The sequence below is a fragment of the Variovorax sp. SG517 genome, from assembly GCF_013376045.1.
Taxonomy (GTDB): Bacteria; Pseudomonadota; Gammaproteobacteria; order Burkholderiales; family Burkholderiaceae_C; genus Variovorax.
In genome coordinates, this window is sequence record NZ_JABMJG010000003.1 from 75275 (window position 1) to 91134 (window position 15860).

The window sequence follows — 15860 nt, forward strand, 5'->3', positions numbered from 1 at the left end:
CGCTTCCAGAAAGGTTTGCCGGCATGACCAAACGCCGCGTCGTCGTTACCGGACTCGGTTGCATCGCTCCTGTCGGAAACACCGTTGCCGAATCCTGGGCCAACCTGTTGGCCGGGAAGTCGGGCATTGCGAACATCACCGCGTTCGATGCAAGCGCCTTCGCCTGCAAGTTCGCAGGTGAGGTCAAGGGTTTCGACATCACCCAATACATCTCGGAGAAGGAAGCGCGTCACATGGACCGCTTCATTCATCTGGGGCTTGCCGCCGCCATCCAGGCGGTGCAGGACAGCGGACTGCCGACCGGCGAAGCGCTCTCCTATGAGCAGGCCGTGCGCATCGGATGCAACATCGGCTCCGGCATCGGCGGCCTGCCGATGATCGAGGAAACGCACGGTGAACTGATGAACCGCGGCCCGCGCCGCGTGTCGCCGTTCTTCGTGCCGGCCTCGATCATCAACATGATCTCGGGCCACGTCTCGATCAAGTACGGCTTCAAGGGCCCGAACATCGCGGTCGTGACCGCCTGCACCACCGGCCTGCATGCCATCGGCACCTCGGCTCGCATGATCGAGTACGGCGACGCCGACGTGATGATCGCGGGCGGCGCCGAGTCGACCATCTCTCCGCTGGGCATCGGCGGCTTCACCGCGCCTCGCGCGCTGAGCACCCGCAACGACGATCCCGCCACGGCCTCGCGCCCGTGGGACAAGGACCGCGACGGCTTCGTGCTGGGCGAGGGCGCCGGCGTGCTGGTGCTCGAGGAGTACGAACACGCCAAGGCGCGCGGCGCCAAGATATACGCGGAAGTCGCGGGCTTCGGCCTGACGGGCGACGCGTATCACATGACCGCGCCCGACGTCGACGGCCCCCGCCGCTCGATGGCCATGGCACTGTCGAATGCGGGCGTCAATGCCGACCAGGTGCAGTACCTGAACGCGCACGGTACTTCCACGCAGATCGGCGACGTCAACGAGACCAATGCGGTCAAGCTGGCTTTCGGCGATCACGCGAAGAAGCTCGTCGTCAACTCGACCAAGTCCATGACCGGCCACCTGCTGGGCGGCGCGGGCGGCATCGAGTCGGTGTTCACGGTGATGGCGCTGCACGAGCAGAAGAGCCCGCCGACCATCAACATCTTCAACCAGGATCCGGAGTGCGATCTCGACTACTGCGCCAACGAGGCGCGCGATCTGAAGATCGACGTCGCGGTCAAGAACAACTTCGGCTTCGGCGGCACCAACGGCACGCTGGTGTTCAAGCGCGCTTGAGCGTCGCTCTGTCATGCACAGCGCGCCGTCGGTGACCTATCCGGTGGGGCGCTCGCGTGGCGCAACCCGGATCCTTGTCGTTCTCTGGGCCCTGGGCGCGCTTTGCGCGGGTGCGTCCTGCTATCTCTTCGATAGCGTCGGATGGCGCCAGCTGCTGCTCGTCCTCAGTGTCGGCTTCGCGGGTGTGGCCGCGGGCTTCGGCCTGCGGCAGGAGGGCGCCGGCGTCCTGCACTTCGACGGCCTCTTCTGGTCGCTGACGGGCAACCGCGCCTCCCGCGGAGTGCATGCGGCGCGGGCGTCAGTGGCGCTCGATTTCCAGTCGTTGATGCTGCTGTGCCTCAGCGAGCCGGGCCGCGCCCGCCGCTGGATCTGGATCGAGCAGCGGTTCATGCCGGAGCGCTGGCGCGACCTGCGTCGCGCGGTATATTCGCGCCCCCCGGCTGCCGCCCGCGCAGCCGACCCCTGGCGCGCGACCGCTCCGGCCGACGCGCCCTGAACCTTCCTCGATGACCACTTCCCCGCCCGTGCCGCCGGATTCCGGCCTGACCGACGCGCCCGCCGTGGCGCCGCGTCCGGGCGACGTCGATTTCCAGCTGGTCCAGCGCACCGTCGCGGGGGACCAGAAGGCGTTCGAGCTGCTGGTCATCAAGTACCAGCGCCGCATCGAGCGGCTGATCGGGCGGATGGTGCGCGACGTCGACCTGATCGAGGACATCGCGCAGGAAACCTTCATCCGCGCGTACCGCGCGTTGCACCAGTTCCGCGGCGAGGCGCAGTTCTATACCTGGCTCTACCGGATCGCCGTCAACACCGCCAAGAAGGCGCTGGTGGACATGAAGCGCGATCCGACCGTTTCCGAGGCCGCGCTCAGGCCTTCTTCCGAGGACGAGGATGAAACTTACCGTCCCGGAAACGAACCAACCAGCGACGAAACCCCCGAATCGGTCATGGCGGCGAACGAAATCGCCGGAGCCGTCGAGGCAGCCATGGAAGCGCTCCCCGCCGAGCTGCGTCAGGCGGTCACGCTGCGCGAGATCGAGGGCATGAGTTACGAAGAGATTGCCGAGGTCATGGATTGCCCCATCGGCACGGTGCGTTCGCGTATTTTCCGGGCGCGCGAGGCCATTTCGGCCAGGGTCAAGCCGTTGCTGGACAACCAGTCCGGCAAGCGTTGGTAAGTAAGCAGGTGAATGAAATGAATCAGACGATGACGGTTCGGGAACAGGTGTCCGCACTTGCGGATGGTCATTTGCAGGGCGAGGCGTTCGCGCAGGCGATCGAGGCTGCCTGCGCCGAAGGCGAATCGCGCGCGACCTGGCAGGCCTACCACGTGGTGGGCGACGTGCTGCGTTCCGGTTCGCATTCGCCGTGCAGCGATACCTCCGCGTTCCTGGCGCGCTTCCAACAGCGGCTGGCGGCGGAGCCGGTGATGGCGGCCCCGGTGTCGGAGCCCGTCGCCGTTCCGGTGGCGGTACCCGTGCAGCGCAGGGCGGAAGCGGCCAACGAGCCGGTGTTCCGCTGGAAGCTGGTGGCGGGCGCCGCATCGCTGATGGCTGTTGCCGCCATCAGCTGGACCCTGGTCGGCAACGGCTCGCCCGTGCAGCAGGGCGGTGCGCAGCTGGCTTCCGTCCAGCAGCAACAGCAGCCGGCCGTCAATTCGGTGCTGGCGGCTGCCGCGGTCAACGGCCCGCAGGCTGCGAGCAGTACGCTGACTCCGACGCGCGTGATCGTGGGCAACGGCAACCCGCAGGTGATGCTGCGCGACCCTCGTCTCGATCAGCTCCTCGAAGCGCACCAGCAGGCTGGCGGCGCTTCGCAGATGCCTTCCGGTTTCCTGCGCAATGCCACCTTCGAGGGCCCGACGCGCTGAGAGCGCGTACCTCCAGCTGCCCGTAATGACCGTTCCGATGCCGATTTCCGCACGCGCCTTCGTGCTTGTGTTTGCCGCTTTCTGCCTGGCGCAGGCCGCCACCGCGCAGACCCGCTCGGGCACCGCGAATGCGAAGAGCGCGGCGACGGCGCAGACGGACGAGCCGCCGGCGATGAGCGTGACCGAGTGGCTGCAGCGCATGCACACCGGCGCCCGGCAGCGCAACTACGTGGGCACCTTCGTCGTGTCGGCGCCGGGCGGCGACCTGTCGAGCGCGCGCATCTGGCATGTGCGCGACGGCGAGCACCAGATCGAACGCATCGAGGCCCTGTCGGGGCCGCCGCGCTCGACCTTCCGGCGCAACCGCAACGTCATGACCTTCCTGCCGGAGGCGAAGGTGGTGAAGGTCGAGAAGCGCGAGAACCTCGATCTCTTCCCGAACCTGCCGGACAAGCCCGATTCGTCCATCGGCGATTTCTACGACGTGCGCGCGATCGGCAAGGACCGGGTCGCCGGCTTCGATGCCGACGTGGTGCAACTGGTGCCTCATGACGGGCTGCGCTTCGGCTACCGCATCTGGAGCGAGCGCCGCTCCGGCCTGGTGGTGAAGCTCCAGACCGTCGACAGCGATTCCCGCGTGGTGGAGCAATCGGCGTTCTCCGAACTGCAGCTCGATGCACCGGTGAAGGCGCAGGCGCTCGCCCAGATGATGTCCAACACTTCGGGCTATCGCGTCGAGAAGCTCGAACTGGAGCGCAGCAGCGCGCAGGACGAAGGCTGGACCCTGCGCACGCCCGTGGCCGGATTCAAGCCCCGAAGCTTCTTCCGTCGTCCCGTGGCGGGCGACGACGGCGGCGGCAAGTCGAAGCAGGATGCGGCCACGGTCCAGTGGACCTTCTCCGATGGCCTTGCTTCGGTGTCGCTCTTCATCGAACGCTACGACCCTGCGCGCTCGCCCCGTGATGGCGTGCTGACCATCGGCGCGACCAACGCCATCCGCAGGCGCCTGCCCGAGCCTGCCAGCGACTGGTGGCTGACCGCGGTCGGCGAAGTACCCCAGCAGACGCTCAACGCATTCGCACAAAGTCTCGCGCGCACGCGCTGATGGGCTTGAGAAGCGCCAATTGCGCTGAACCAAGCCGACGGCGCAGACTCATAGACCTGTTTTTCGCCGCTCTGTTCTTTTGAAAGAAAGCCGATGATCTTCAAAGTCGAGGGACACAAGTTTCGTTCCGGCCTGATGGCCTGCGCGCTCGCGCTGACCGCCAGCGCCACATTCCTGCCGGCCGAGCCGGTCCACGCGCAGACGCGCACGCTGCCCGATTTCACCGACCTGGTCGACCAGGTCGGCCCCTCCGTCGTCAACATCCGCACCGTCGAGAAGGTGGTGCAGCGCGGCGGCAACGGCGAGATGGACGAGGAGATGCAGGAGTTCTTCCGCCGCTTCTTCGGCCAGCCGCTGCCCGGACAGCCGCGCCAGGGACCGCGCCAGAATCGTCCACAGCAGCCGCAGGAGGAAGAGCGCCCGCGCGGCGTCGGCTCCGGTTTCATCCTGACCCCCGACGGCTATGTGATGACCAATGCGCACGTCGTCGAGGACGCCTCCGAGGTGCTGGTCACGCTGCCCGACAAGCGCGAGTTCAAGGCCAAGATCGTCGGAGCCGACAAGCGCACCGACGTCGCCGTCGTGAAGATCGAGGCGACCGGCCTGCCGGCAGTGAAGGTCGGCGACATCTCCAAGCTGCGCGTGGGCGAATGGGTGATGGCCATCGGCTCTCCGTTCGGACTCGAGAACACCGTCACCGCCGGCATCGTGAGCGCCAAGCAGCGCGACACCGGCGAGTACCTGCCGTTCATTCAGACCGACGTGGCCATCAACCCCGGCAACTCGGGCGGTCCGCTGATCAACATGCGCGGCGAGGTGGTGGGCATCAACAGCCAGATCTACTCGCGCTCGGGCGGGTTCATGGGCATCTCTTTCTCGATCCCGATCGACGAGGCGATCCGCGTGAGCGACCAGTTGCGCACTTCGGGCCGCGTCTCGCGTGGCCGCATCGGCGTGCAGATCGACCAGGTCACCAAGGACGTGGCCGAGGCCATCGGCCTGGGCAAGGCGCAGGGCGCGCTGGTGCGCGGCGTCGAGGCGGGCTCGCCGGGCGAGAAGGCGGGTGTCGAGCCGGGCGACGTCATCACCAAGTTCGACGGCAAGCCGATCGAGAAGCCGAGCGACCTGCCACGCCTGGTGGGCAACACCAAGCCGGGCACGAAGAGCACGCTCACGGTGTTCCGCCGCGGTGCCTCGCGCGATCTCAGCGTGACCATCGCCGAGATCGAGCCTGACAAGCCCGGCAAGCGCGCGAGCGACCGCGACGAGCAGCCACAGAAGCCGCCGGCATCGGCTGCTGCCAAGTCGCTGGGCCTGGCCGTGAGTGATCTGACCGATGCGCAGAAGAAGGAGCTGAAGGTCAAGGGCGGCGTGAAGGTCGATGCCGCCAGCGACGCCGCGGCCCGTGCGGGCCTGCGCGAGGGCGACATCATCATGGCGGTCGGCAATGTCGAGGTGTCGAATGCGCGCGAATTCGAGTCTGCCGTTGCCAAGTCCGACAAGGGCAAGTCGCTCAGCATCCTGTTTCGGCGCGGCGACTGGGCGCAGTACGCGCTGATCCGGCAGACACGCTGATCCGGCCCTGGCGTCAAGTGGCCCCACCCGGCAGTCGGGTTTGGGGCCGTTTTTTTGAGGTGTTTACGACGTTCTGACGCCGGCCTCTAAAAAAATCGGAGGCGTCGAAAATGCCTGATTTTGTTTGCGTTCACTAACTTTCAGAAGGCCTAAGGACGGATTTCGGTAGAATAGGACACCCTCGGCGGCTGGTCGGCGCATAAAGAATGGCCCGGCCTTCACGATGCGAGATGTCAGATGGCAGTCCACCGGTGCTCCACAGATCGCCCACAAGTTGTTCAGTAACTGCTTCACCGATCCTGTTGATAACCTGTTCATATCTTTGATGTTGTGGACCTGCAACGACCCCTTTGGACCCCGTTCCTGGATGTACGCGCTTCCCTTTTTGCCTACAATGAAGCTCCAACTACTGCAGTTGCCATTGCTTGTTGGTTCAGGGCGCGTCTCCAGAAGACGCGCCCTTTTTTCTTGCCTGTCGCACTCTGCGTACGAGCCAATTCAAGTACTTAAGCGTTCCCGTTGATGAATCACATCAGAAATTTCTCGATCATTGCGCACATCGACCATGGCAAGTCGACGCTCGCAGACCGTTTGATCCAGCGTTGCGGCGGCCTCGCGGAACGCGAGATGGAAGCGCAGGTTCTCGACTCGATGGACATCGAAAAAGAGCGTGGGATAACCATCAAGGCACAGACCGCGGCGCTGCACTACAAGGCGCGCGACGGGCAGGTCTACAACCTCAATCTGATCGACACGCCGGGCCACGTCGACTTCTCGTATGAAGTGAGCCGTTCGTTGTCTGCATGCGAAGGCGCGCTGCTCGTCGTCGATGCATCGCAAGGCGTCGAAGCGCAGACGGTGGCCAACTGCTACACCGCGCTCGACCTCGGCGTCGAGGTGGTGCCGGTGCTCAACAAGATCGATCTGCCCAACGCGGACCTCGACAACGCGCGCACCGAAATCGAAGACGTGATCGGCATCGACGCGACCGATGCGATCCCGTGCTCGGCAAAGACCGGCGTGGGCATCGACGAGATCCTCGAAGCCATCGTCGCGCGCATGCCCGCGCCGCGCGGCAACGCCGATGGCCCGCTGCGCGCGATGATCGTCGACAGCTGGTTCGACCCGTACGTCGGCGTCGTCATGCTGGTGCGCGTGGTCGATGGCCGCCTCGTGAAGGGCGATCGCATCAAGATGATGGCGTCCGGTGCGATGTACAACGCCGACAGCATCGGCGTCTTCACGCCGGCCAACGAACCCCGCAATTCGCTCGAAGCGGGCGAGGTGGGCTACATCATCGCGGGCATCAAGGAGCTGCAGGCGGCCAAGGTCGGCGACACCGTCACGCTGATCAAGCCAGGTACCGGCGGCGCCGCGGCAACGGCGACCGAGGCGCTGCCCGGCTTCAAGGAGATCCAGCCACAGGTGTTCGCGGGCCTCTACCCGACAGAGGCGAGCGAGTACGACTCGCTGCGCGACGCGCTCGAGAAGCTCAAGCTCAACGATTCGTCGCTGCGCTACGAGCCCGAGGTGAGCCAGGCGCTCGGCTTCGGCTTCCGCTGCGGCTTCCTCGGCCTGCTGCACATGGAAATCGTGCAGGAGCGCCTGGAGCGCGAGTTCGACCAGGACCTGATCACGACCGCGCCGAGCGTGGTCTACCAGGTGGTCAGGAACGACGGCGAAGTGATCATGGTCGAGAACCCATCCAAGATGCCCGAGGTCGGCAAGATGGCGGAAATCCGCGAGCCGATCGTCACCGTGCACCTCTACATGCCGCAGGAATACGTCGGCGCCGTCATGACGCTGGCCAACCAGAAGCGCGGCGTGCAGATGAACATGGCCTACCACGGCCGCCAGGTCATGCTGACCTACGAGATGCCGCTCGGCGAGATCGTTCTCGACTTCTTCGACAAGCTCAAGTCGGTGAGCCGCGGCTACGCCTCCATGGACTACGAGTTCAAGGAGTACCGCGCGTCCGACGTGGTGAAGGTCGACATCCTGCTGAACGGCGACAAGGTCGACGCGCTGTCGATCATCGTGCACCGCACCCAGTCGCAGTACCGCGGCCGGGCGGTGGTCTCGAAGATGCGCGAGATCATTTCGCGCCAGATGTTCGACGTGGCGATCCAGGCCGCCATCGGGGTCAACATCATTGCGCGTGAGACAATCAAGGCCCTTCGCAAGAACGTTCTGGCGAAGTGCTACGGCGGCGACATCACCCGCAAGAAGAAGCTGCTCGAGAAGCAGAAGGCGGGCAAGAAAAGAATGAAGCAGATCGGCTCCGTCGAGGTCCCGCAAGAGGCCTTCCTCGCCATTCTGCAAGTCGAAGACTGATCGAAAAATGGCATTCATCACCTCCCTGGTCCTCGCGGCCTTCGCCGCCTATGTCGGCGCCTGGTACTTCAACGCGATCGAAGGCAACTTCGCCTTGCTGCTGTTCCTGGCCACCGTGATCACGGGCCTCTACTGGCTGGCCGAGCGCTTCTACTTCCTGCCCCGGCGCGAGCAGGCCGCCGCAAAGCTGGAGGCCTCGCTGATCGACCGCAATGCGCGCCTGGCCGAGCAGGGCATCAAGCAGGTCGACACGGCCGATGCGAAGGCGAGCGAGCGCCTGCTGATGCAGCCCTGGTGGCTCGACTGGACCGCCGGCCTGTTCCCGGTGATCCTGGTGGTGTTCCTGCTGCGCTCGTTCCTCTACGAGCCCTTCAAGATCCCGTCGGGTTCGATGATGCCGACGCTGCTGACCGGCGACCTGATCCTGGTCAACAAGTTCACCTACGGCCTGCGCCTGCCGGTGGTCAACACCAAGATCACCGAAGGCACGCCGCTGGCGCGCGGCGACGTGGTGGTGTTCCGCTACCCGCCCAAGCCGAGCATGGACTACATCAAGCGCGTGGTCGGCGTTCCCGGCGACGAGGTCGCCTACCTGAACAAGAAGCTCACGATCAACGGCCAGCCGGTTTCCAAGAGCCCGGCCGCCGACTACCTCGACAGCGAGTCGATGCGCCTGCTCAAGCAATACGACGAGAAGCTGGGCGACAAGGAGCACAAGATCCTCAACGACGAAACCACGCCGTCGTTCATTCCCGGCGCGGGTGGTTTCAACTTCCCGGGCATCGAGAACTGCCGCTACACGGCCGAAGGGGTGGTCTGCAAAGTCCCGCCCGGCAACTATTTCATGATGGGCGACAACCGCGATAATTCGGCCGATTCGCGTTTCTGGGGCTTCGTGCCGGACAAGAACATCGTGGGCAGGGCCTTCTTCGTCTGGATGAACTTCGGTGACCTGGGACGCATCGGTCCGTTTCAATAAGCAATAGCCAACAAGCTTGGTTCGAGGGGTATGAGGGCATGAGAGCACATCGGTCCGTTCGCAGCAGCGCTGCGCAGCAACGTGGCATTTCGTTCATCGGCTTGGTGTTCGTCGCAGCCGTGCTCGGGTGCCTGGGCGTGGTCATCGCGCAGGTCATCCCGACGCTGATCGAGTGGCAGGCCATCGACAAGGCCGCCAACAAGGCCAAGGAGGGCACGACCGTGCCCGAAGTGCGCGCCATCTTCGATCGGGCCCAGGCCATCGACGACTTCAAGTCGGTCAGCGGCAAGGACCTCGAGATCAAGAAGGTCGGCGACAAGGTGGTGGTTTCGTACTCGTACGAGCGCGAGATCCCGCTCTTCGGCCCGGCCTACCTGACGCTCAAGTACAAGGGCGAAACCCGCTGAACACGGCACCCAAAAAGGTGGACGGCAGCCTGGCCGCGTTGCAGGCGCGCCTGCAGCACACCTTCTCCGATCCGCGGCTGCTGCAGCTCGCGCTCACGCACCGCAGCTTCTCGGCCGACCACAACGAGCGCCTCGAGTTCCTCGGTGACTCGGTGCTGAACCTGGCTGTATCGCACCTGCTCTACATGCGCCTGTCGGCCCTGCCGGAGGGCGACCTGTCGCGCGTGCGGGCCAACCTCGTCAAGCAGGACACCCTGCACCGCCTGGCCGTGGGGCTGGCGCTGTCGCCGCTGCTGCGGTTGGGCGAGGGCGAGGCCCGTTCGGGCGGTCCGAACAGGCCATCGATCCTGGCCGACGCGCTCGAGGCGCTGATCGGCGCGGTGTATCTCGACGCCGGTTTTGCCGCCGCCCAGGCGCTGGTGCACCGGCTCTACGAGTCGGTCGAGATCAACCCGCGCATGGAAGCCGCGGCCAAGGACCCGAAGACCGAATTGCAGGAATGGCTGCAGGGTCACAAAATGAAGCTGCCGGTGTACCGCGTGGCCGCCACACTGGGCGCAGCGCACAAGCAGACTTTCGATGTCGAGTGCGAAGTGCCCGAACTGGGCCTTCGCGAACGCGGCATCGGCGGCTCGCGCCGCGCCGGCGAGCAGGCTGCCGCGGCGGCCATGTTGATCCGGCTCAAGGCACGCGGCGGCGCGTGAAATCCAGAATGAACGACGCTATCAATCCCGTAGCGGAACCCGAAGACGCCGAAGGCGGCGAGGGTACCGCTGGTCCCCAAGGCCCCCAGCACTGCGGCCTCATCGCCATCGTCGGCAAGCCCAACGTGGGCAAGTCGACGCTGCTCAACGCCCTGGTCGGCCAGAAGATCAGCATCACCTCGCGCAAGGCGCAGACCACGCGCCACCGGATCACCGGCATGCGCACGCTGGGCGCCACGCAGTTCGTGTTCGTCGACACGCCGGGTTTCCAGACCCTGCACGCCAACGCGCTGAACAAGTCGCTCAACAAGACCGTGCAGGGCGCGGTCGGCGACGTGGACCTGATCCTGTTCGTGGTCGAGGCCGGCAGCTTCACGCCGGCCGACGAGCGCGTGCTCAAGCTGCTCGGCAAGGGCATTCCGACGGTGCTGCTGGCCAACAAGCTCGACAACGTGCACCGCCGCGGCGACATCGCTCCCTGGCTCAAGAGCATGCAGGAGAAGCACGAGTTCGCCGAATACGTGCCGATGTCCGCCAAGAACCCGAAAGACGTCGAGCGCCTGTTCGGCATCTGCGAGAAATACCTGCCCGAGCAGCCCTGGTTCTACGACGAGGACGAGCTGACCGACCGCAGCGAGAAATTCCTCGCCGGCGAACTGGTGCGCGAGAAGCTTTTCCGCCTCACCGGCGACGAGCTGCCCTACACCTCGACCGTCGTCATCGACAAGTTCGACGAGGAGCCGCCGCAGAAGAAGGGCCAGAAGCGCCTGCTGCGCATCGCCGCCACCATCGTGGTCGAGCGCGACGGCCACAAGGCCATGGTGATCGGCGACAAGGGCGAGCGCATCAAGCGCATCGGCATGGAAACCCGCGTCGAGCTCGAGAAGCTGGCCGACGCCAAGGTGTTCCTCGAGCTGTGGGTGAAAGTACGTTCGGGCTGGGCCGACGACGAAGCCCGCGTGCGCTCGTTCGGCTATGAATAGGCAAACCCCCAGGCTTGCTCGCTTCGCGTAGCCGCCAACCCCCTTTCCGGGGGCAACGCGCGCGGCCCGGCAAAGCCGGTTCCGCGGCGTTTGCTGGTCTCAAGCCTCGATGCTCGATTGCTCACTGACATGGCCACCCATCGCGTTTCGCACGAGCCGGCTTACGTCCTCCATCGCTACGACTGGAGTGAGTCGAGCCTGATCCTCGAAGTCTTCACCCGCCACCATGGGCGCATCGCGCTCGTGGCGAAGGGGGCGAAGCGGCCGAGTTCCAACTTCCGCCCGGTGCTGCTGCCGCTGCAGCCGCTGCAGCTCAACTACGGCGGCGATGCCGAGATCCGCACGCTCAAGGGCGCCGAATGGATGGGTGGACACGTCATGCCCACCGGCGAGGCGCTGCTGTCGGGCTACTACGTCAACGAACTGCTGCTGCGCCTGCTGGCCCGGGACGACGCCCACGAGGCGCTGTTCGATGCCTACGCCGGCGTTGTCCAGGTGCTGGCGAGCGAGCACGCCGGCGCCCAGGCCGCGACCCAGGCTGCCGCGCTGCGGGCTTTCGAGCTGCTGCTGCTGCGTGAAGTCGGCCTGCTGCCCTCGCTCGACGTCCAGACGCTCACGCTGGAGCCGCTTGCCGCCGATGGGCGCTACAGCCTCGTGCCCGAAGCCGGCCTGCGCCAGGCCGGAGACGACGAGGCCGCGCTGGCCGGTGCCGACTGGCTGGCCCTGCAGGCCGTTCTGGACGACCGGGCCCCATTTACCGCCACATTGCGTGAAATTGCCACGATGAGCGCCGGCGGCAACAGTGCCCTGAGAAACCAGCTGCGTGCACTGCTCAACTACCATTGCGGCGTGTCCACGCTGCGCACGCGGCAAATGATGAGAGACCTGCAAGCATTATGAGCACTCCGGGCCAAGCCGGCGCCAACGCCGCCACCTCGCTGTCCGTCAACCTCAACAAGGTCGCCCTGGTGCGCAACACGCGCCACCTGGGCATCCCGAGCGTGGTGAAGGCCGCGCAGGCCTGCCTGGCCGCCGGCGCGCACGGCATCACGGTGCACCCGAGGCCGGATGCCCGCCACATCCGCGCGCACGACGTGAGCGATCTTTCAGCGCTGCTCGCCAAGGACTGGCCGGGCGTCGAGTTCAACATCGAGGGCAACCCCTTCCAGAACCTGATGGACTTCGTGCGCACGCTCAAGCCGCACCAGGCCACCTTCGTGCCCGACAGCGAGACCCAGTCCACCAGCGACCACGGCTGGACCTTTCCCGACGACGCCGAACGCCTGCGTCCGCTGATCGCCGAAGCCAAGGCGCTGGGCGTGCGCGTCAGCCTGTTCATGGACCCGATTCCCGAGATGATGGCCGCGGTCAAGGCCGTGGGCGCCGACCGCGTCGAGCTCTACACCGAAGGCTACGCGGCCTCGCGCGGCACCCCGAACGAGCAGGCCGTGCTCGCGCGCTATGCCGAGTCGGCGCGCGCGGCCCTCGCGGCGGGCCTGGGCGTCAATGCCGGGCACGACCTGAGCCGGGACAACCTCACGGCCTTCCTGCGCGCCGTGCCGGGCGTGCAGGAGGTTTCCATCGGCCACGCCTTCGTCGCCGACGCGCTCGAGCTCGGCTACACGGCAGCCACGCGCGACTACCTGCGCTGCATCGCCGAGGCGGGCCGGCAGCAACAGCAGCAGCAACAACAATGAACGCCGACGCCGCATGATCTACGGCATTGGCACCGACATCTGCGACCTGCGTCGCATCGCCGCGACCTTCGAGCGCCAGGGCGAGCGCTTTGCCCGCAAGGTGCTGAGCGACGCTGAATTCAAGGTCTGGCAGGCCCGCAGTGCACGCTGGCCGAAGCGCGGCCTGAGCTACCTGGCGACCCGCTTCTCCGCCAAGGAGGCCTTCAGCAAGGCCATCGGGCTTGGAATGCGCATGCCCATGAGCTGGCGCCTGTGCGAGATCGCCAACCTGCGCAGCGGCAAGCCGGTCATCGTGCTGCATGGCGGCCTGAAGGAGTGGTTCGAGGCGCAGGGCCTCACCGCCCACGTGACCGTGACCGACGAAACCGAATACGCCGCGAGCTTCGTGGTGGTGGAGAAGATATAGATATGACCGCCGGGCTAGCCGACCGCCCCCATGCGCCACTGATCATCGACGTTGCCGGCACGGCACTCACCGACGCCGACCGCCGGCGCCTCGCCGATCCGCTCGTGGGCGGCGTGATCCATTTCGCCCGCAACTGGCAAGACCGCGCGCAGATGACCGCGCTGAACGCCGAGATCAAGTCGATCCGGCCCGACCTGCTGATCTGCGTCGACCACGAAGGCGGCCGCGTGCAGCGCTTCCGCACCGACGGTTTCACCCACCTGCCATCGATGCGCGCGCTCGGCGAGCTCTGGATGCGCGACGCCATGCGCGCCACCCAGGCCGCGACGGCGGTCGGGCAGGTGCTGGCGGGCGAACTGCGCGCCTGCGGCGTCGACTTCAGCTTCGCACCGGTGCTCGACCTCGACTACGGCGGCAGCAGCGTCATCGGCAACCGCAGCTTCCACCGCGACCCGCGCGTGGTCGCGCTGCTGGCCAAGAGCGTGATGCACGGCATGCTGCAGATGGGCATGCGCAACTGCGGCAAGCACTTTCCGGGACATGGCTTCGTGCAGGCCGACTCGCACGTCGAGATCCCGGTGGACAAGCGCAGCCTCAAGGCCATCCTGGCCGACGACGCCAAGCCCTACGACTGGCTGTCGGGCTCGCTCGCGGCCGTGATGCCGGCGCACGTGATCTACCCGAAGGTCGACAGGCGGCCGGCGGGTTTTTCGTCGAAGTGGCTCGGCGAGATCCTGCGCAATCGCTTCGGCTTCGACGGGGCGGTGTTCAGCGACGACCTGAGCATGGAGGCCGGGCGCTACATCGACGGCAAGCTGCTCAGCTTCACCGATGCGGCGCTGGCGGCGCTGGAGGCCGGGTGCGACATGGCGCTGCTGTGCAATCAGAGCATTGGCGATGGACGCCTGCTCGATGAGTTTCTGGAGGATTTCGAGGCTGCCGCGCGCGCAGGCGGGTGGCGGCCGGACGCGAGCAGCGAAGCGCGCCGACGGGCGCTGCTGCCGCAATGCGCTCCGCCCGATTGGCAGATGCTCGTTGCTTCGCGCGCGTACCGCGATGCGAGGCGGATGGCTGACGTCTGAGAGCCGCTCAACCAACCCGAAGCCTGTCATGCCCTTGTGCCTCAGCCTCTTCCATCGCATGGACGAGGCCGTGTTGCGTAACCACGCGCATTACTGCCGCCTGTTCGGGTATCCGCACCAATGGGTCGAGAGCGACAAGCTGATTCATCCGGCGCTGCGTGCCAGTGCCAAGTACAGCCAGATCCTGCGGTACCTGCGTTCGCTTGCCGAAGGCGACTGGCTGTTGTTCCTCGATGGCGACTCCGTGGTCTTCCATCCTGTGGCAGTCGATGCCCTGATGCGGGGGCGCGATCTGCTCGCCGTTGAAGGCCCGAGACCCGAAGGGCAGCCCGGCCCGGCCATGACGAACATGATGGTCGTGCGCAACACCAAGGCCAATCGCGCGCTGCTGTACCAGTTGATCGTGGATGCGGGTCATGTCGTCGCGCTGGAGTCCGACCGGCTCGACGAATCCGCGCGGTTTCGTCCGGCAGGTCTGCTGCTCGAGTGCAACGGGGTGCTGGCCGATGTCTACGTCAACGTGTCGTGGCGCATTGCGCAATGGCATGACGCACGGGTCTTCGTGGTCAACCTGGCTTCGCCGCCGGTGCCGTTGCCCGGTGGTGGATGGCGTGACGAGGTCCTGCACGACGCGCACCTGCAGTCCCTGCTGGTGCGGGAGGTCAACGGCGCCCTGATGCACGGACGGCCCGTGCTGCAGCCGCCCCGGTACCCAGCGCTCGGCAACGAGCCGCTGAGCAGCTTCAATCCTGGCGCACGCATCGCGTTTGTGACGCTCTACACCCATCATGTCGAAACCTACGCAAGGGTGTCCGAGCACAACGTGCGCCGTTACAGCGAAAGGCACGGGTACGCGTACCACGTGTACCGCGAGATTCCCGAGGGGATCGGGCCGGGCATCAACGGCTCCTGGGTCCGGACTTGGCTGCTGCAGCAGCATCTGGCGGATCACGACTGGGTGATCTGGGTCGATGCAGACGTCCTTTTCTTCAATCAGTCCCGCCCGATCGAACCCCTGCTGGAAGGGCGCGACCTGCTGTTGGCCAAGGACGTGGGCGCCTGGCTGTTCAATTCCGGCGTGATGGGATTCCGCAATACGCCGCGCAACCTCGAACTGCTGGCTCGCATCTGGTCGCGCATCGGCGAGGTGGCCGACAAGTCGGGTGTCTATAGCAGCATGGGCGACCAGTACTACACCAACGAAGTGCTGAAGCAGGAAGGGCTGCTGGACGAAGGCAGCGTACTGGACAACCTGAGCATCAACACGCCACCTCTGTTCGCAAGCGGGGACACGCTGCTCGTGCACTTCGTGAGCCTCGCCGAGCCTTACCGGTCGGTGTACATGGCGGCGATGGATGCCGCGTCGCAGCAGACGCGGTAGCGAGGCTGGCCGGCCTGCCGCAGAAGCAACCAGTCGCCGGTTTTGCCAACAAGCTGGCAGATATGCCCG

General features: G+C 65.9%; 16 protein-coding genes. All 16 read left to right on the forward strand.

Annotated features, from left to right (window positions below; genetic code table 11):
- The first annotated feature begins 23 nt into the window (after window positions 1-23).
- The 16 genes from fabF (at window position 24) to FHT32_RS09890 (ending at window position 15791) form a co-directional block, all read left to right on the forward strand.
- Entirely contained in the window at window positions 24-1268 is a 1245-nt protein-coding gene (fabF, locus tag FHT32_RS09815) for a beta-ketoacyl-ACP synthase II (protein ID WP_019654120.1), read from the forward strand.
- 13 nt (window positions 1269-1281) lie between these two features.
- Window positions 1282-1764, forward strand: a complete 483-nt coding sequence (locus FHT32_RS09820; protein ID WP_176664450.1) for a hypothetical protein — start codon at window positions 1282-1284, stop codon at window positions 1762-1764.
- Between the two features lie 10 nt (window positions 1765-1774).
- Window positions 1775-2446 (forward strand): RNA polymerase sigma factor RpoE, encoded by a 672-nt coding sequence (gene rpoE, locus FHT32_RS09825; RefSeq protein WP_256098954.1) that lies wholly within the window; start codon window positions 1775-1777, stop codon window positions 2444-2446.
- 17 nt (window positions 2447-2463) lie between these two features.
- Window positions 2464-3138 carry a sigma-E factor negative regulatory protein gene (locus FHT32_RS09830; RefSeq protein ID WP_176664451.1) on the forward strand — a complete coding sequence of 225 codons (675 nt, stop codon included), beginning with the start codon at window positions 2464-2466 and terminating at the stop codon, window positions 3136-3138.
- 25 nt (window positions 3139-3163) lie between these two features.
- Entirely contained in the window at window positions 3164-4243 is a 1080-nt protein-coding gene (locus FHT32_RS09835; RefSeq protein WP_176664452.1) for a MucB/RseB C-terminal domain-containing protein, read from the forward strand.
- Window positions 4244-4336: 93 nt separating this feature from the next.
- Window positions 4337-5818: a DegQ family serine endoprotease gene (locus tag FHT32_RS09840; RefSeq protein ID WP_176664453.1), complete on the forward strand. Its 1482-nt coding sequence runs from the start codon at window positions 4337-4339 to the stop codon at window positions 5816-5818.
- 522 nt (window positions 5819-6340) lie between these two features.
- Complete coding sequence (gene lepA, locus FHT32_RS09845; RefSeq protein WP_176664454.1) at window positions 6341-8152, forward strand: translation elongation factor 4; 1812 nt, start codon at window positions 6341-6343, stop codon at window positions 8150-8152.
- Window positions 8153-8159: 7 nt separating this feature from the next.
- Window positions 8160-9131: a signal peptidase I gene (gene lepB / locus FHT32_RS09850; protein WP_176664455.1), complete on the forward strand. Its 972-nt coding sequence runs from the start codon at window positions 8160-8162 to the stop codon at window positions 9129-9131.
- 38 nt (window positions 9132-9169) lie between these two features.
- Window positions 9170-9538, forward strand: coding sequence for a DUF4845 domain-containing protein (locus FHT32_RS09855; RefSeq protein ID WP_126022651.1), 369 nt, complete (start codon window positions 9170-9172; stop codon window positions 9536-9538).
- 17 nt (window positions 9539-9555) lie between these two features.
- Window positions 9556-10242 carry a ribonuclease III gene (rnc, locus tag FHT32_RS09860; RefSeq protein ID WP_176664456.1) on the forward strand — a complete coding sequence of 229 codons (687 nt, stop codon included), beginning with the start codon at window positions 9556-9558 and terminating at the stop codon, window positions 10240-10242.
- Between the two features lie 8 nt (window positions 10243-10250).
- Window positions 10251-11225 (forward strand): GTPase Era, encoded by a 975-nt coding sequence (era, locus tag FHT32_RS09865; protein WP_176664457.1) that lies wholly within the window; start codon window positions 10251-10253, stop codon window positions 11223-11225.
- A gap of 129 nt (window positions 11226-11354) precedes the next feature.
- Window positions 11355-12125, forward strand: coding sequence for a DNA repair protein RecO (gene recO / locus FHT32_RS09870; RefSeq protein ID WP_176664458.1), 771 nt, complete (start codon window positions 11355-11357; stop codon window positions 12123-12125).
- Window positions 12122-12922, forward strand: coding sequence for a pyridoxine 5'-phosphate synthase (locus FHT32_RS09875; protein ID WP_176664459.1), 801 nt, complete (start codon window positions 12122-12124; stop codon window positions 12920-12922). Before recO ends, FHT32_RS09875 begins: the two co-directional genes overlap by 4 nt.
- 13 nt (window positions 12923-12935) lie before the next feature.
- Window positions 12936-13328 (forward strand): holo-ACP synthase, encoded by a 393-nt coding sequence (gene acpS / locus FHT32_RS09880; RefSeq protein ID WP_176664460.1) that lies wholly within the window; start codon window positions 12936-12938, stop codon window positions 13326-13328.
- 2 nt (window positions 13329-13330) lie between these two features.
- Window positions 13331-14410: a beta-N-acetylhexosaminidase gene (nagZ, locus tag FHT32_RS09885; protein ID WP_176664461.1), complete on the forward strand. Its 1080-nt coding sequence runs from the start codon at window positions 13331-13333 to the stop codon at window positions 14408-14410.
- A 58-nt stretch (window positions 14411-14468) separates the two neighbouring features.
- The gene (locus tag FHT32_RS09890) at window positions 14469-15791 is read left to right on the forward strand and encodes a galactosyl transferase GMA12/MNN10 family protein (RefSeq protein WP_256098955.1); all 1323 of its coding nucleotides are present in this window, start codon (window positions 14469-14471) and stop codon (window positions 15789-15791) included.
- Window positions 15792-15860: the final 69 nt, after the last annotated feature.

Excerpts from the sequence above, each read along its gene's own strand:
- FHT32_RS09820 (WP_176664450.1), top strand. The coding sequence starts at position 1,282 with ATGCACAGCGCGCCGTCGGTGACCTATCCGGTGGGGCGCTCGCGTGGC.
- acpS (WP_176664460.1), top strand. The coding sequence starts at position 12,936 with ATGATCTACGGCATTGGCACCGACATCTGCGACCTGCGTCGCATCGCC.
- FHT32_RS09890 (WP_256098955.1), top strand. The coding sequence starts at position 14,469 with ATGGACGAGGCCGTGTTGCGTAACCACGCGCATTACTGCCGCCTGTTC.
- lepA (WP_176664454.1), top strand. The coding sequence starts at position 6,341 with ATGAATCACATCAGAAATTTCTCGATCATTGCGCACATCGACCATGGC.
- FHT32_RS09840 (WP_176664453.1), top strand. The coding sequence starts at position 4,337 with ATGATCTTCAAAGTCGAGGGACACAAGTTTCGTTCCGGCCTGATGGCC.
- lepB (WP_176664455.1), top strand. The coding sequence starts at position 8,160 with ATGGCATTCATCACCTCCCTGGTCCTCGCGGCCTTCGCCGCCTATGTC.
- FHT32_RS09835 (WP_176664452.1), top strand. The coding sequence starts at position 3,164 with ATGACCGTTCCGATGCCGATTTCCGCACGCGCCTTCGTGCTTGTGTTT.
- fabF (WP_019654120.1), top strand. The coding sequence starts at position 24 with ATGACCAAACGCCGCGTCGTCGTTACCGGACTCGGTTGCATCGCTCCT.
- era (WP_176664457.1), top strand. The coding sequence starts at position 10,251 with ATGAACGACGCTATCAATCCCGTAGCGGAACCCGAAGACGCCGAAGGC.
- nagZ (WP_176664461.1), top strand. The coding sequence starts at position 13,331 with ATGACCGCCGGGCTAGCCGACCGCCCCCATGCGCCACTGATCATCGAC.
- FHT32_RS09830 (WP_176664451.1), top strand. The coding sequence starts at position 2,464 with ATGAATCAGACGATGACGGTTCGGGAACAGGTGTCCGCACTTGCGGAT.
- FHT32_RS09855 (WP_126022651.1), top strand. The coding sequence starts at position 9,170 with ATGAGAGCACATCGGTCCGTTCGCAGCAGCGCTGCGCAGCAACGTGGC.
- rpoE (WP_256098954.1), top strand. The coding sequence starts at position 1,775 with ATGACCACTTCCCCGCCCGTGCCGCCGGATTCCGGCCTGACCGACGCG.
- FHT32_RS09875 (WP_176664459.1), top strand. The coding sequence starts at position 12,122 with ATGAGCACTCCGGGCCAAGCCGGCGCCAACGCCGCCACCTCGCTGTCC.
- recO (WP_176664458.1), top strand. The coding sequence starts at position 11,355 with ATGGCCACCCATCGCGTTTCGCACGAGCCGGCTTACGTCCTCCATCGC.